Genomic DNA, 15,132 nt, shown 5'->3' on the forward strand with positions numbered 1-15,132 from the left:
GATCATGCGTCCCCTTTTTCCGCGTTGGCCAGTATTTCGTTACGCAGCGCTTCCGGTGCCATGGGGAAGCCCAGGGCCTGGCGGCTGTCGAAATAGGCCTTGGCCACAGCCCGGGCCAGGGTCCGGACGCGGAGAATATAGCGCTGGCGCTCGGTGACGGAAATCGCGTGACGGGCATCCAGCAGGTTAAACGTGTGCGAGGCCTTGAGGACCTGCTCGTACGCCGGCAGGGCCAGACCCACTTCAATCAGTCGCTGGCTTTCACGCTCATGGACATCGAAGCAGTGGAACAGGAACTCGGTATCGGCGTGCTCGAAGTTGTAGGTGGACATCTCCACCTCGTTCTGGTGGAACACGTCGCCGTAGGTGACGACGCCATCCGGACCGTTGGTCCAGACCAGGTCGTAGACGCTGTCCACGCCCTGCAGGTACATGGCGATGCGTTCGAGGCCGTAGGTCAGCTCGCCGGTGACCGGATAGCATTCCAGGCCACCCACCTGCTGGAAGTAGGTGAACTGGGTCACTTCCATGCCATTGAGCCAGATTTCCCAACCCAGACCCCAGGCACCCAGCGTCGGGGATTCCCAGTTGTCCTCAACGAAACGGATATCGTGGACCAGCGGGTCCAGGCCCAGCGCCCGCAGGGAATCCAGGTAGAGCTCCTGGATGTTGTCCGGTGAGGGTTTGAGCACCACCTGGAATTGGTAGTAATGCTGCAGGCGGTTGGGGTTTTCGCCGTAACGGCCATCGGTGGGGCGTCGGCTGGGCTGTACGTAAGCCGCGTTCCAGGTTTCGGGGCCGATTGCCCGCAGGAAGGTGGACGGGTGGAAAGTACCGGCCCCGACTTCCATATCCAGCGGCTGCTGAACGACACAGCCGTGCCGCGCCCAGAATTGCTGCAGGGCCAGGATAAGGCCCTGGAAAGTCTTGATGTCCGTGTTTGCCATCTCAGTCACGACAATTGCCTGTTGATCCGTTTGGGTGTGGCGCCGCTGTCTTCAAAAAATGGGGGTTTCCGGCGGGGAAATAACCCGGGCTGGCGCACGAAGACGGGCATTATACGCTTCTCGCCACGCTATTTCGAAACCTGTTCGCGGATTGTACAAATTACTGACAGGGGCGTGGTATGAGGGCCTAGCGACGCCAGAATGCGGGGGTAAACAACACCAGCAGGGTGAACACTTCGAGGCGCCCCAAAAGCATGGCAAAGCACAGCACCCACTTGGCCACATCGTTGAGGGTGCCGTAATGGTAGGTGACTTCGCCCAGACCCGGGCCGAGGTTATTCATGGTGGCGCCCACGGCAGTCCAGGCGGTGACCTGGTCCAGGCCGGTGGCCTGAAGGATGACCAGCAGCACCAGGAACATGAACATATAAACCGAGAAGAACCCCCAGACGGCCTGCAGGACACGGTCGGACACCGGCCGGTTGCCGAGCTTCACCGGCATGACGGCGTTGGGATGCAGCAGACGCTTCATCTCACGCGAGCCCTGTCGGAAGATCAGCAGCATCCGCACCACCTTGATACCGCCCCCGGTGGATGCCGCACAGCCCCCCATGAACGACATCACGAACAACAGGAATGGCAGCATCAGCGGCCAGACCGAAAAGTCGGCGGTGGCAAAGCCGGTGGTGGTGGCCAGTGAGACGACCTGGAACATCCCCTGCGTTACGGCTTCCAGCGGCGGCAGCGTGTTGGTGGCGATCAGCACCAGAATGGTCACCAGGCTCACCCCCGCCAGGGCGCCGATGTACAGCTTGAATTCGGAGTCGCCCCAGTAGAGCAGGACGTTGCGCTGGCGCCAGGCCATGAAATGCAGCGCGAAGTTGGCGCCGGAGAGCACCATGAACACCACGGCGATCAGTTCGATGGCCGGGCTGTTGAAATAGCCGATGCTGGCATCGTGGGTGGAAAACCCGCCGATGGCGACGGTGGAGAAGCTGTGGCCAATGGCGTCGAACCAGCTCATGCCGGCGATCCAGTAGGCCACGGCACAGGCGATGGTCAGCGACACGTAGATGTACCAGAGCGCCTTGGCGGTTTCAGCGATGCGGGGTGTGAGCTTGTTGTCCTTCACCGGTCCGGGCACTTCCGCCCGATACAACTGCATGCCCCCGATGCCCAGCATGGGCAGGATGGCGACCGCCAGGACGATGATCCCCATACCGCCCAGCCACTGCAGCTGCTGGCGATACCAGAGGATGGAGTGTGGCAGCTGGTCAATGCCGGTGATGACCGTGGCGCCGGTGGTGGTCAGGCCGGAGACGGCTTCAAAGAGCGCGTCGATGTAGGTGTGCGGAGCGTCGTTACTGAGGTAGAACGGGATGGAACCGGCGACGCTCAGCACTACCCAGAACAGCGTGGTCACCAGAAAGCCGTCGCGCACCCGCAGGTCGCCATGCTCGGAATGGAACGGGGCCCAAACGAACAGGCCGCCCACAAACACGATGGCCATGGCATCGGCAAACCGGTTCCACTGGCCGTCGTCGTAGGCGAGGGAAATCGCCAGCGGTGGCAGCATGGTGAAGCTGAACAGCATCATCAGGATGCCGAGGATCTTCAGGATGACCGGCAGTCGCATAGGATCGGATCCGTCCGATTCAGAAGAAGGTCAGACCCACCTGGAACAGGCGTTCCACGTCGCGGATGCGGGACTTGTCCACCAGGAACAGGATCACGTGGTCGTCCGGCTGCACCCGCAGGTGGTCGTGGGCGATCAGGACCTCGTTGTGGCGCACGATGGCCCCGATGGTGGTGCCTTCGGGCAGCGTGATTTCATCGAGGCGTTTGCCGACCACCTTGGAGGACCGGTGATCCCCGTGTGCAATCGCCTCGATCGCCTCGGCAGCGCCCCGGCGCAGTGAGTGAACGTTGACGACGTCTCCTCGGCGAACGTGCGTCAGCAGGCTACCGATGGTGGTCTGCTGCGGCGAAATCGCCACGTCGATCTCACCGCCCTGGATCAGGTCCACGTAGTCCGGGTTGTTGATCAGGGTCAGGACCTTGCGCACGCCCAGCCGTTTGGCCAGCAGCGAGGCCATGATGTTGGCTTCGTCGTCGTTGGTCACCGCACAGAACACGTCGGTGCTCTCGATGTTCTCTTCCAGCAGCAGGTCCTTGTTGGCGGCGTTGCCCTGCAGCACGATGGTCTTGCGCAGGTTCTCCGACAGCATCACGCAGCGGTCCCGGTTGCGCTCGATCAGCTTCACCTGATAGCGGTTTTCCAGGTTGTGGGCCAGGCGTTGGCCGATGTTACCGCCGCCGCAGATGAAGATGCGCTTGTAGGGTTTTTCCAGCGGCTGGAGCTCGCTCATCACGGAGCGGATGTGATCGGTGCCGGCGATGAAGAACACCTCGTCGCCATCCTCGATCACCGTGTCCCCCTGCGGGATGATGGGCCGGTCCTTGCGGAAAATGGCGGCCACGCGGGTATCGATCTTGGGCATGTGGGTGCGCAGGTAGGACAACTCATGCCCCACCAATGGTCCGCCGGCGGTGGCCTGGATCGCCACCAGCCGCGCCAGCCCTTTGGAGAATTCCAGCACCTGCAGGGCGCCGGGATACTCGATCAGCCGCGTGATGTGGCGGGTGACCACCTGCTCCGGACTGATCAGCACGTCGATGGGAAAGCCTTCGGCGCTGAACAGTTCCTTGCGGGCGAGATAGGCATTGGCCCGGACCCGGCTGATCTTGGTGGGCGTCTTGAACAGCGAGTAAGCCACCTGGCAGGCCACCATGTTGGTCTCATCGCTGTTGGTGACGGCGATCAGCATGTCCGCATCCTCGGCACCGGCCTGGCGCAGGACGCTGGGATAGGAACCATGCCCCTGCACCGTGCGGATGTCGAGCCGGTCCTGGAGTTCCCGCAGGCGGGAGCCGTCGGCGTCGATGATGGTGATATCGTTGGCTTCGTTGGCCAGGTTTTCGGCGAGTGTGCCACCGACCTGACCGGCGCCCAGGATAATGATCTTCATGACGTAGGAGTCCGATTGGCTGCTTGGTCGTCCATCCGGGTCAGGCAGGCATAGAAAAACCCGTCGTGTGATCCGGTCTCCGGGAATAACTGACGCCCCGCCCCGGTATCCAGTCCCCAGGCCAGGTCTTCCGGCAGGGTCAGGGCGGCTTCCTCATGCGCTTTCATGAAACGCTGGATTATACGGTGATTTTCCTGCGGGAACACGGAACAGGTGGCGTATACCAACCGCCCGCCCGGTTTCAGCGTAGACCACAAGCGCTCCAGCAGGTTGAGCTGGACCTGTGCCAGCCCGGCAATGTCCTGCTCCCGGCGCAACAGCTTGATGTCGGGATGCCGTCGGATCACGCCGCTGCCGCTGCAGGGCACATCCAGCAGGATGCGGTCGAACGGCTGGCCGTCCCACCAGTTATCGAGATCGGCCGCATCGGCGGCGGCCAGCTGGGCGTTCAGTCCCAGACGGTCGAGGTTTTCCCGCACGCGATTGAGCCGGTGATCGGATTGATCCAGCGCGACCATTTCCAGGCCTTCAACCGCTTCCAGCATCGCGCAGGTCTTACCGCCCGGTGCGGCACAGGCGTCCAGCACCCGTTGTCCGGGGGCGAGATCCAGCAACTGGGTACACAGCTGGGCGGCTTCGTCCTGAACGCTCACCCGGCCTTCGTCAAACCCGGGCAACTGGTCGACGCCGCAGGGCTTTTCCAGCTGGATGCCCTGTGTCGCAAAGCGAGTGGCTTGAGCCTGGATACCGGATTCGGCGAGCTGTTGCAGATAGTCGTCCCGGCTGATCTGGCGCCGGTTCACCCGCAGGGTCATCGGCCCCTGCACGTTATTGGCTTCCAGCGCCGCCTGCCAGTGGTCCGGCCAGTTGTGGCGCAGCTTTTCCACCATCCATTCCGGGTGGCTCAGGGCCGCGGCGTCCGACGCGGGTTCTGGCTCCCCGTCCCGCTGGGCCGCGCGCAGGATGGCGTTCACCAGTCCTGCAAGATGGGGTTTGCCGAGTGAGCGGCAGGCTTCGACGGTTTCGTTGACGATGGCGTAATCCGCCTGACCGCTGTGACGCAGCTGGAACAGCGCCACCAGCAATAACGGCACCACGATGCGGTCGCCTTTGCGCAGCGGTTTGTGCAGCCGGGTCTGCAGCTCGGCCTGGAGTCGGTGATACCAGCGGCAGGTGCCAAAGCAGAACGCCTGCAGTTGGCTGCGTTCCTCATCACTGACCTGGGCCAGCGCCGGCGGCAGCGCATCGGACAAGGACTGGCCCTCGCTCACCGCATGGATGACGCGGGCGGCGACGGCGCGAAGGGGAAGATGCTGTCGCGCCATGTCAGTGCAGGACCTCGCCGAGGGTCAGCACGTCGCGGCCGCCGTTGATCAGATCAGAGATGGACTGGGCGCGGCTGCCGGGCAGCTGTACGCGATGCAGACGCAGCACGCCTTCGGCGCAGGCCACATCGATGCCGTCCCGTCCCCGGGCGATGAGGGTGCCGGGGGCCTGGTCGCTGGTTTCAGCCAATGCTTCGGCCGCGTGGATGCGCACCCGGTCGCTGTCGGTATCGACGAACGTGCCCGGCCAGGGATTGAAGGCCCGGACCAGCCGTTCCAGTGCGATGGCCGGCTGTTGCCAATCCAGGTGTCCTTCCTGTTTGTTCAATTTATGGGCGTAACAGGCCTGGCTGTCGTCCTGCGTCTCGGCCTGTAACCCACCGTCGGCCAGTTCCTTCAGTGCGGTCAGGATCGCCTGGCCGCCCAGGTCCGCCAGCCGGTCGTGCAGGCTGCCACCGGTGTCGTCGCCGGTAATCGGGGTGCTCAACTTGAGCAGCATGGCACCGGTGTCGAGGCCCGCGTCCATCTGCATGATGGTGATGCCGGTTTCCTCATCGCCGGCGGCGATGGCCCGCTGGATCGGTGCCGCACCGCGCCAGCGCGGCAGCAGGGAGGCGTGGATGTTGAGGCAGCCGCGGGCCGGGATATCCAGCACCGCCTGGGGCAGTATCAGGCCATAGGCGGCGACGATCATGACGTCCGACTGGAAGGCGGCCAGCTCGGCCTGGGCGTCGGCGGATTTCAGGGATTCGGGCTGGCGTACGGGCAGATCCGCGTCCAGGGCCACCTGTTTGACCGGGCTGGGTGTGAGCTTGCGACCGCGACCGGCGGGCCGGTCGGGCTGGGTGTAGACGGCGACCACTTCGTGGTCCTGTTCCAGCAGCGCTTTGAGTGCGGTGGCGGCAAAATCCGGTGTTCCGGCAAAAACGATGCGCACGCAGCGCCTCCTCGAATCCGTGGTGTGACTGGAATGACCGCGATGGCCTTCTACAAACGAAAAGACCGGGCCTGTTGCCCGGTCCATCGTGTTCTATTGTAAACCACTTGGGGTGGGTCTGTGATCAGGCCCGGATTTTGTGCTGTTTTTCCAGCTTCTTGCGGATCCGCGTGCGCTTGAGCGGACTCAGGTAATCCACGAACAGCTTGCCCTTGAGGTGGTCCATCTCGTGTTGGATGCAGACCGCCAGCAGGCCTTCGGCTTCTTCCTCGAAAGGTTGGCCGTCTCGGCCGATCGCGCGGATGATCACGTGATCCGGGCGGCTGACTTCCTCATAGAAGCCGGGTACGGACAGGCAGCCTTCCTGCATGTCCTGAACATCCTGACCCAGGATTTCCACCTCCGGGTTGATAAAGACCCGCGGCTCGCTCTTGTCTTCCGACAGGTCCATGACGATGATCTGTTCGTGCCAGTTCACCTGTGTCGCCGCCAGCCCGATGCCCGGGGCATCGTACATGGTCTCGAACATGTCATCGATCAGCTTGCGCGTCTCGTCGGTGACCTCCTGGACGGGTTTGGCCACGGTGCGCAGGCGCGGATCGGGAAATTCCAGAATCTCAAGTATCATGGCTATCTATATCGTTCGTTTGACCGCGTGTGTTGATCAAAATGCGACGGCGTACCGCACATCATGATCGGCATGTTGTCTATGATCGTGGCACGGTCGGAAGTTTCAAGATGACAACATCAATAGTGCTGATAGTCTATTATCTATCAACTCCCGGACTGATTACAATCTGACCAGGCTTGCGGATAGCCGCGATCCAGGTTCGGCCGTGTTACGGTCTGAATCCAGAATTTACTGGAAGAACAAAAGATAACATCACAAATAGGCTGACATCTTCTATAGTAGGGGGATGTGGGTATGGGAACCCGTCTGCGGACGCCATCCGGGGTTTCAGGTTCCATTGGATAAAAGTAAAGCAATCAAGGACCCAGACAATGAGGAAACTGCTGTACGTTCTTACGGCTGTGCTGCTGTTTATGCAGGTGGCGCACGCGGCCGGCCCTGAGTTGCGGTCGGATCACCCCGATCGATATACCGTGGTCAAGGGCGATACCCTCTGGGACATTTCATCCCGTTTTCTGGACAACCCCTGGTACTGGCCGGAAATCTGGCACGCCAATCCGCAGGTTGAGAATCCCCACCTGATCTACCCGGGCGATGTCCTGGCGCTGGTGTACATTGACGGCCAGCCCCGTGTGACCAAGGTGGCCCGTTCCAACAACGGTGTGGTCAAGCTGTCGCCCAAAGTGCGCTCTACGCCGATCGATACACCGGTTCCGACCATTCCGCTGGACGCGATCGAAGGGTTCCTGAGCGACACCCGCATCGTGGATCCGGAGGTGCTTGATGCCGCACCCTACGTGCTGGAAGGTGAAGACTCCCGCATCGTGACCGGCGCTGGCGACCGTATCTATGCCCGCGGCAAGACCGACGCGGACAGCCTGGGCGTGTTCCGCCGCAACAAGGCCTACCACGATCCGGACACCAACGAGTTCCTGGGCCTGGAAGCCAAGTCCATCGGCGCGGCCGACGTCAAGGAAACCAACGGTGAAGTCCTGACCCTGATGCTCAAGCGCACCGACGAGGAAGTCCGCATCGGTGATCGTCTGCTGCCGACCGAAGACCGTCGCATCAGCCCGACCTTCACCCCCAGCGCGCCGGACAGCGACATCGACGGCACCATGATCGCCGTTGAAGGCGGCGTGACCCAGATCGGCCAGTACGATGTGGTGGTGGTCAACCGCGGTACCCGCGAAGGGCTGAAGCCCGGCAACGTGCTGGCCGTGTTCCAGGCCGGCAATACCGTGACCGACCCGTACACCAAGGAAGCCGTCAAACTGCCGGACGAGCGTGCCGGCCTGATGATGATCTTCCAGAGCTACGAAAAAATGAGCTACGGCCTGATCCTCAAGGCCAGCCGTACCCTGGCTGTCGGAGACCGCGTAGGCAATCCGTAACAGCAACGGTAGAATACGAACGGGAGCCGGTTTACGCCGCCTCCCGTTTTTTATGGCCTAGAGGCCGGTTTTGTCGGTACCAGGACGGTGCCGTCCCCGTCGAAGGAATGACAACCCATGACAGACACCACCCTGTCGCCCGCCGACGCGTTTCTGCGGGACCCCTGCAGTCCCTGGTTGCTGCTGGCCCACCTGCCCGGCCTGGGCGAACGCCGCTGGCAGGCCATTCTCGATCACCTACCGGACCCGTCCGAACTGCTCACGCTCGACCCGGCCAGCCTGAGAACCATTGGTTTGCCGCCGCTGGCCCGTGCCGGCGTGCTGGCCTGGCAGCAGGGGGATCCGGATCACCCGGCCATGCAGGACGCGCAGGCCTGCTGGCATCGTCTGAAAGACCAAGCCATCCAGGTCATCCACTGGGGGCAGCCCAACTACCCGTCGGCCCTGCGCCAGATCCATGGCGCCCCGCCAGTCCTTTATCTCAAAGGTCAGCGCGATCTGCTGTCACGTCCGCAAATCGCGATCGTTGGCAGCCGGAACGCCACCCGCAGCGGCCTGGACCATGCCCGCCAGTTTGCCCGCGCCCTGGCCGAGCGAGGTTTTGTAGTCACCAGCGGCATGGCGCTGGGGATCGATGGCGCGGCGCATCAGGGTGCCCTGGACGTCGGCGGCACCACACTGGCGGTGTTGGGCACCGGTGTCGATGTGGTCTATCCGGCTGCCCATCGCGGGCTCGCCGCCGCCATTCCGGAAAACGGGGCCCTGCTGTCAGAGTTTCCTCCCGGGACCCGCGCCCGGGCCGGTCATTTTCCCCGGCGCAACCGCATCATCAGCGGCATGGCCCAGGGCACGCTGGTGGTCGAAGCCGGCCTGCGCAGCGGTTCGCTGATCACCGCGCGGCTGGCGCTGGAGCAGGGCCGGGAGATCTTTGCCATTCCCGGCTCCATCCATAACCCCCTGGCCCGGGGTTGTCATCAGCTCATCCGCCAAGGGGCCACGCTGGTGGAGTCGGTGCAGGACATCGAGGAGCAACTGGCGGCCTGGGGGCCGCCCGCACCGGCCCCGGCACCTTCCGAGGACGAGCCCGTCGTGCCGGAACATCTCGGCGCTGAGGCCCAGGCGGTGTTCCGTGCCCTGGCCTTCGATCCCTGCTCCACCGACGATTTGTGCGATCGCACCGGCCTCAGCGCCGACGCCCTGTTACAGGCTATCCTGATGTTGGAGATGGACGGTCTCGTTCTGACGGTTCCGGGGGGGTATCAGCGCGCCTGACAAGGGGACCGTTATTGCGGGCAGATTGAGTGATGGTCATCGCTTCGGTCTGTTCACCCGCCAGAGCAAACGCCATAATGCGAGGCCAACTCCTGGCAGGTCGAGTCATGAACGAATTCCGAAATCCAACAAGCGACTACCCACCGGGCTGGTGGCATGTGCGGGAAAGCGCAGCGGTGATGGACGCCGGGGGCGTGATCGCCTACCCGACCGAAGCGGTCTGGGGCCTGGGCTGTGATCCCTGGGATGGCGCCGCCGTGGACCGGTTGCTGGCGCTGAAGGATCGCCCCCAGCACAAGGGCGTTATCCTGGTGGCGTCGTCTCCGGCGCAGATTGCGTTCCTGCTGGAGCCCCTGGAGCCGGCCCTGCGCGAGAAGGCGCTGTCCCATTGGCCGGGTCCGGTGACCTGTCTGATCCCGGATCTCCTCGACCAGATCCCGGAATGGATCAAGGGCGAGCACAGCGCCGTGGCCATCCGCGTCAGCGATCATCCGCTGGTGCGCCGCCTCTGCACCGCGTTTGGCGGTCCGGTGGTCTCCACGTCCTGTAACCCGGCGGGCCGACCGCCAGCGCGCAGCCGCCTGCAGGTGGCCCGCTATTTCGAAGACCGCCTTGACTACATCCTGCCCGGTGCCCTGGGCCGTCAGCGACAGCCCAGCCGCATTATCGACCTGGTGTCCGGCCGCCAGTTGCGTTGAACCGATTCGGAGAAAGCCATGGAACCCAATAGCACTGAAGTAAAGAAGTACTTACTATCGCTTCAGGAGCGGATATGCGAAACCCTGTCCCGACTGGACGGGCAAGCCAGTTTCGCAACCGACAGCTGGGACCGGCCGGAAGGCGGTGGTGGCATCAGTCGGGTCATTACCGAAGGCCGGATCTTCGAGAAGGGGGGCGTTAACTTTTCCCACGTCACCGGCAACCAGATGCCCCCGTCCGCCACTGCGCACCGGCCAGAACTGGCGGGCGCGCCCTGGGAGGCGATGGGCGTTTCCCTGGTCATGCACCCGTGCAACCCCTATGTGCCCACCTCCCACGCCAACGTCCGTTTTTTCATCGCCCGGCCCGACGACAAGCCGCCGGTCTACTGGTTCGGCGGCGGCTACGACCTGACGCCCTTCTACGGTTTCCGGGACGACTGCGTCCATTGGCACCGCACGGCGCGGGCCGCCTGTGCGCCCTTTGGCGACGAGGTTTACCCGCGCTACAAGCAATGGTGCGACGAGTACTTCCACATCCGCCATCGCCAGGAACCCCGTGGCATCGGTGGCCTGTTCTACGATGACCTGAACAGCGGCGACTTCGACCGGGACTTTGCCTTCATGCAGTCGGTGGGCGATAGCTACCTGACCGCCTACACGCCCATCGTCCAGCGTCGCCAGACCATGGACTACGGCGAGCGTGAGCGGAATTTCCAGCTCTATCGCCGCGGTCGCTACGTGGAATTCAACCTGGTCTACGATCGCGGTACCCTGTTCGGCCTGCAGTCCGGGGGCCGCACCGAATCGATCCTGATGTCCATGCCGCCCCTGGCCCGCTGGGACTACAACCGCCAGCCCCGACCGGGCACGCCGGAATACGAACTGACCGCCTATTTCCTGACCGATCGGGACTGGCTGGCCGAGGAGGACGCCAACGCATGACCCAGGACCTGTACGCCGTGATGGGCAACCCCATCAGTCACAGCAAGTCGCCGTTGATTCACAGTCTGTTTGCCACCCAGACCGGGGAGCCGGTGGAGTACACCGCCATCCAGTGCCCGATGGACGGTTTTCACGGCGCGGTAAAGATGTTTTTCGAGCGCGGCGGCAAAGGCCTGAACGTGACGGTGCCATTCAAGGAACAGGCCTGGAAACTGGTGGACGTCCTGAGCCCCGGCGCTGAAGCGGCCGGAGCCGTGAATACCCTGTTTCAGGACAGCGACGGTCGCCTGTGCGGTGAAAACACGGATGGCCTGGGGCTGGTTCGCGATCTGACCGTCAACCAGCGCATCAACCTGAAAGGCGCCCGCATCCTGGTGCTCGGAGCCGGCGGCGCCGTACGCGGTATCATGGCGCCGCTGCTGCGGGAGCAGCCGGCCGAGGTGGTCATAGCCAATCGCACGGTGGCCAAGGCGGAAGCCCTGGCGGACTTGTTCGCCGGCGATGTGCCGGTGACAGGCTGTGGTTTCACCGACCCGAAAGACGCGTTCGATTTGATCATCAACGGCACCAGCGCCAGCTTGCAGGGCGATCTGCCGCCTCTGGACCGCCGCGTGGTGGGGCCGAAAACCATCACCTACGACATGATGTACGGTCCCGACCTGACGCCATTCAACCAATGGGCGCGGGATCACGGCGCACCACGCGTTATCGACGGCCTGGGCATGCTGGTGGAGCAGGCGGCGGAAGCGTTTGCGTGCTGGCGTGGCGTGCGGCCGGAGACCTCGCCGGTGATGGCCGCATTGCGGGACCGCGTGGGTTAGTCGGCTTTAACACCCTCCCTTAACGCTTGGTTACAGGATTGGGGCCGCCAAGTAGGCTATTCTCAGGATTGTGCGAATTGGGGCGAGTTGATTGGAACGATCGACGCCCGCGTATTCCTGAACCAGATAAGGCAATCCATGGATATCCTGACCCTCGTCGGACTGATCGCCGGTGTCGCGATCGTGACCGTGGCGATGCTCGCCGATGCGACCATCAACACCTTCCTCAATATCCCCGGCCTGATGATCGTCGTGGGCGGCACCTTTGCCGTCACCCTGATCAAGTTTCGCCTGCGGTCTGTCACCAGTTCGTTTCGGCTGGCGCTGAGTACCGTCTTTCGTGAGACCTCAGATCGGCCCATCGAATTGATCCGCAACGTGTCCGAGCTGGCACGTGTCGTACGCAAGGAAGGCATCCTGGGTCTCGAATCCCACGAAACCGGCAACGACTTTCTCGCCAAGGCCATCAACCTCTGCGTCGACGGCCACCCCCCGGAACTGATCGAGGAAGCCCTGCTGGAAGACATGCAGCAGCGCATGGAGCGCTACGACGTGGCCGAACGTATCTTCCGCGGGATTGGCGACGCGGCTCCGGCCATCGGAATGCTGGGCACCCTGGTGGGCCTGGTGCAGATGCTCAACACCCTGGACGACCCCTCCTCCATCGGGCCGGCGATGGCCATTGCCCTGCTCACCACCCTGTACGGCGCCTTCATTGCCCAATTGATCGCCCTGCCCCTGGCGGACAAGATCCAGCTCAAGGCGGAAGACGAACAGCGCAACATGGCGCTGATCGTCACCAGTATCCAGAACATCATGAAAGGCCAGAACCCGCGGGTCATTACCGAATTGCTGTCGGCCTACATCACTCCGGAACAGCAACAGGTCCTGGCGCGGGAACGGGAGGCCTGATCCATGCCGGCATCCCGACTGCCGCGTCAACGCCGGAAGAAACAGGCCGCGGGCGCACCCAACTGGATCGTCACGTTTGCGGACCTGGCGACCCTGCTGCTGACCTTCTTTATCCTGCTGCTGTCGTATTCCACCATGGACGTGGCCAAGTACAAGGCGATGGCGGGCTCCCTGGCGGGCGCCTTTGGCAGCAGTGTGATCCAGGACGATGCGGTCGGCGGCAGCCCGTTGACCCTGATCGAAAGCGATACCGTCCCTCCGGCACCGGCGCAGCAACCGGCCGTGATTCCGCCGGACCAGCCCCAACTGATCGACGACAGTCCCAAGTCCACGGCCGATGTCACCGAAATACCGGAAGGCGTGACTGAACTGGCCAGCCGCCTGATCCGGGAGCTGGAAAGCGAAGTGGCCGAGGGCGCGCTGAACGTGAAGTACGACACCGAGAAGGTGGTGATCCGCTTTGCCGAGGACGCGACCTTCCAGTCCGGCAGCGCCGAGCTGAAACCGGACATGGAACCCATCCTGGCGCGGGTGGTGGACGTGCTGGCCGAGTGCCAGGGCGATGTGGTGGTGGCTGGCTATACCGATGATCGGCCGATAGTGAGTACCCGCTATCGGTCCAACTGGGACCTGTCGGCTGCGCGGGCGGTTTCGGTGGTCCATGAACTGGTGATGAACCGCAAGGTCCCGGCCAAACGGGTCGTCGCCGCCGGCCGGGCCGAGACCAATCCGCTGGTGCCCAACAATTCGCCCGAGAACCGGGCCAAGAACCGCCGGGTGGAAATCAGTATTCGCGACCCGCAGTGCACGGCCAAGGCGAACACGGCGGACTTACCGGTGGAGATCAATCCCTGATTTCGATGTAAACCAAGCCTACAATCCCTTGCCGGAACAGCGAATGGATACCCTTGCCTGCGCTGCATTAGACGGCCGTCCCTGGCCGGCTAATGCGACCGGGACGTCCCTGTCCCTCCTCCGGCAAGGATATCCATTCGTTGTCCTTAAACGTTGGGCGTTACCGCAATCTGCAGATGCTCTTATGACGCCACGCGAGAACGTCATGCGCTATTCATATAACGTTTAAGCGCCAACCCCGTTATACTGTCGCCCCTTCAGAGGCGCACGCCGGCCTCGTGAGGGTATCGGAAAACTAATAAAGCATTGATGAGGGTAGCTATGAGTGGACCGGACAAGCCGAAGGTCATTGGGGAAGAATGGAGCGATGAGCGGGTCAAGAGCTTCCTGTTCATAACCCCGTATGACACCGCCCTGAACCCGGACTACCAGGTTCTCATCAAGGCCTACCAGGCCATGCGGGCCGGGGATTTCGAACGGTTCCTGGGCTTCTTCATCGAAGCGGGCCGCGACCTGAATGCAAAGAGTGAAAGCGGCCAGACCATCCTCGACCACATCAGTGAACACCGTCGCAGCGTCGAGTACGTGGCATCGCTCAAGAAGTTCGGGGCCAAAGGCGCAGCCGAAGTCTGATCCTACGGATGGCTGACATGGGTGGGCTTAGACGCCCACCTTCTGATCCTCTTCCCTAATCGGTCAGCCCGAACAACGAGCCATAACGCAGGCCGATATAGGCGTGCTCACGCATGAGCATTTCCGCCCGGGCGCCCTCGCCCTCCCGCAACGCCTGAAAGACCAGCCAATGCTGCTGGTGCGCCATGAAGAGCTTGCGGTATTCCCCGTCCAGGCAGCGTTTATCGATGATGATGGATTCCGCTGAGGCAAACGGCAGGTGGTCATTACGGCGGATGGCATCGGCAATCACCCGGGTGCCGGTGGCTTCTATGATGGTGCGGTGAAAATCTCCATTGAGCCGGCTCCAGTCGGTAATGTCCGCGTCTTCCAGATACCCTTTGCTGAACAGCCGGTCGCCTTCGGCCAGGTAGCGTTCAAGTTGCTCGCGAACCGGATCCGTCAGTCCCGCCTCGGCCAGTCGGCGTGCCGCCAGTCCTTCCAGGACCCCGCGCACCTCCACCGCAACCTGGACGTCCCTCTCGGAGAATTCCCGCACCACAAAGCCGCGCTTACCGGTACGCTCCAGCAGACCTTCCTGCTCCAGTGTCCGAAAGGCCAGGCGCACCGGCGTGCGTGACACGCCGAGATCTTCCGCCACGCGCACTTCACCGATCCGTTCACCCTGATGGTATGCGCCTTCGCTGATCATCTTGCGCAGCTGGGTGACCACGCTCCTGTTTTCACTTGCCAC

Annotated in this window: 15 protein-coding genes; 8 read left to right on the plus strand and 7 right to left on the minus strand. The window is 62.9% G+C overall.

Annotated features, from left to right (window positions below):
• Positions 1 to 2: 2 nt before the first annotated feature.
• From glyQ to def, 6 genes are all read right to left on the minus strand, one after another.
• A complete protein-coding gene (gene glyQ, locus J3364_RS12955) occupies positions 3 to 947 on the minus strand; it encodes a glycine--tRNA ligase subunit alpha (RefSeq protein WP_349558805.1) in 945 nt (314 codons plus the stop codon).
• A 187-nt stretch (positions 948 to 1,134) separates the two neighbouring features.
• Positions 1,135 to 2,583 carry a TrkH family potassium uptake protein gene (locus J3364_RS12960; protein WP_349558746.1) on the minus strand — a complete coding sequence of 483 codons (1,449 nt, stop codon included), beginning with the start codon at positions 2,581 to 2,583 and terminating at the stop codon, positions 1,135 to 1,137.
• A gap of 19 nt (positions 2,584 to 2,602) precedes the next feature.
• A complete protein-coding gene (trkA, locus tag J3364_RS12965; RefSeq protein ID WP_123633889.1) occupies positions 2,603 to 3,976 on the minus strand; it encodes a Trk system potassium transporter TrkA in 1,374 nt (457 codons plus the stop codon).
• Positions 3,973 to 5,301: a 16S rRNA (cytosine(967)-C(5))-methyltransferase RsmB gene (rsmB, locus tag J3364_RS12970; protein ID WP_349558747.1), complete on the minus strand. Its 1,329-nt coding sequence runs from the start codon at positions 5,299 to 5,301 to the stop codon at positions 3,973 to 3,975. The genes trkA and rsmB overlap by 4 nt, the downstream gene beginning before the upstream one ends.
• A gap of 1 nt (position 5,302) precedes the next feature.
• Entirely contained in the window at positions 5,303 to 6,238 is a 936-nt protein-coding gene (gene fmt, locus J3364_RS12975; protein WP_349558749.1) for a methionyl-tRNA formyltransferase, read from the minus strand.
• 124 nt (positions 6,239 to 6,362) lie between these two features.
• Positions 6,363 to 6,866, minus strand: a complete 504-nt coding sequence (gene def, locus J3364_RS12980) for a peptide deformylase (protein ID WP_123633892.1) — start codon at positions 6,864 to 6,866, stop codon at positions 6,363 to 6,365.
• A gap of 374 nt (positions 6,867 to 7,240) precedes the next feature.
• On the opposite strand from def, the gene J3364_RS12985 reads away from it, so the two are divergent.
• From J3364_RS12985 to J3364_RS13020, 8 genes are all read left to right on the plus strand, one after another.
• Positions 7,241 to 8,263 carry a LysM peptidoglycan-binding domain-containing protein gene (locus tag J3364_RS12985; protein ID WP_123633893.1) on the plus strand — a complete coding sequence of 341 codons (1,023 nt, stop codon included), beginning with the start codon at positions 7,241 to 7,243 and terminating at the stop codon, positions 8,261 to 8,263.
• A 117-nt stretch (positions 8,264 to 8,380) separates the two neighbouring features.
• Positions 8,381 to 9,535 (plus strand): DNA-processing protein DprA, encoded by a 1,155-nt coding sequence (dprA, locus tag J3364_RS12990; RefSeq protein WP_349558750.1) that lies wholly within the window; start codon positions 8,381 to 8,383, stop codon positions 9,533 to 9,535.
• Positions 9,536 to 9,642: 107 nt separating this feature from the next.
• Positions 9,643 to 10,233: an L-threonylcarbamoyladenylate synthase type 1 TsaC gene (tsaC, locus tag J3364_RS12995; protein WP_502882513.1), complete on the plus strand. Its 591-nt coding sequence runs from the start codon at positions 9,643 to 9,645 to the stop codon at positions 10,231 to 10,233.
• An 18-nt stretch (positions 10,234 to 10,251) separates the two neighbouring features.
• On the plus strand, positions 10,252 to 11,178 hold the full coding sequence (gene hemF / locus J3364_RS13000) for an oxygen-dependent coproporphyrinogen oxidase (protein WP_349558751.1): 927 nt from the start codon (positions 10,252 to 10,254) through the stop codon (positions 11,176 to 11,178).
• A complete protein-coding gene (gene aroE, locus J3364_RS13005; RefSeq protein WP_349558753.1) occupies positions 11,175 to 11,999 on the plus strand; it encodes a shikimate dehydrogenase in 825 nt (274 codons plus the stop codon). The genes hemF and aroE overlap by 4 nt, the downstream gene beginning before the upstream one ends.
• 138 nt (positions 12,000 to 12,137) lie before the next feature.
• Positions 12,138 to 12,911, plus strand: coding sequence for a motility protein A (locus J3364_RS13010; RefSeq protein WP_349558754.1), 774 nt, complete (start codon positions 12,138 to 12,140; stop codon positions 12,909 to 12,911).
• Between the two features lie 3 nt (positions 12,912 to 12,914).
• Positions 12,915 to 13,766, plus strand: coding sequence for a flagellar motor protein MotB (locus tag J3364_RS13015; RefSeq protein WP_123633899.1), 852 nt, complete (start codon positions 12,915 to 12,917; stop codon positions 13,764 to 13,766).
• Positions 13,767 to 14,087: 321 nt separating this feature from the next.
• Entirely contained in the window at positions 14,088 to 14,399 is a 312-nt protein-coding gene (locus J3364_RS13020; RefSeq protein ID WP_349558755.1) for a PA4642 family protein, read from the plus strand.
• Positions 14,400 to 14,454: 55 nt separating this feature from the next.
• Here the strand turns inward: J3364_RS13020 and J3364_RS13025 are convergent, their stop codons facing one another.
• A complete protein-coding gene (locus J3364_RS13025; RefSeq protein WP_123633901.1) occupies positions 14,455 to 15,132 on the minus strand; it encodes a GntR family transcriptional regulator in 678 nt (225 codons plus the stop codon).

It is taken from the genome of Marinobacter sp. NFXS9 (assembly GCF_040148665.1).
Lineage (GTDB): Bacteria > Pseudomonadota > Gammaproteobacteria > Pseudomonadales > Oleiphilaceae > Marinobacter_A > Marinobacter_A mangrovi.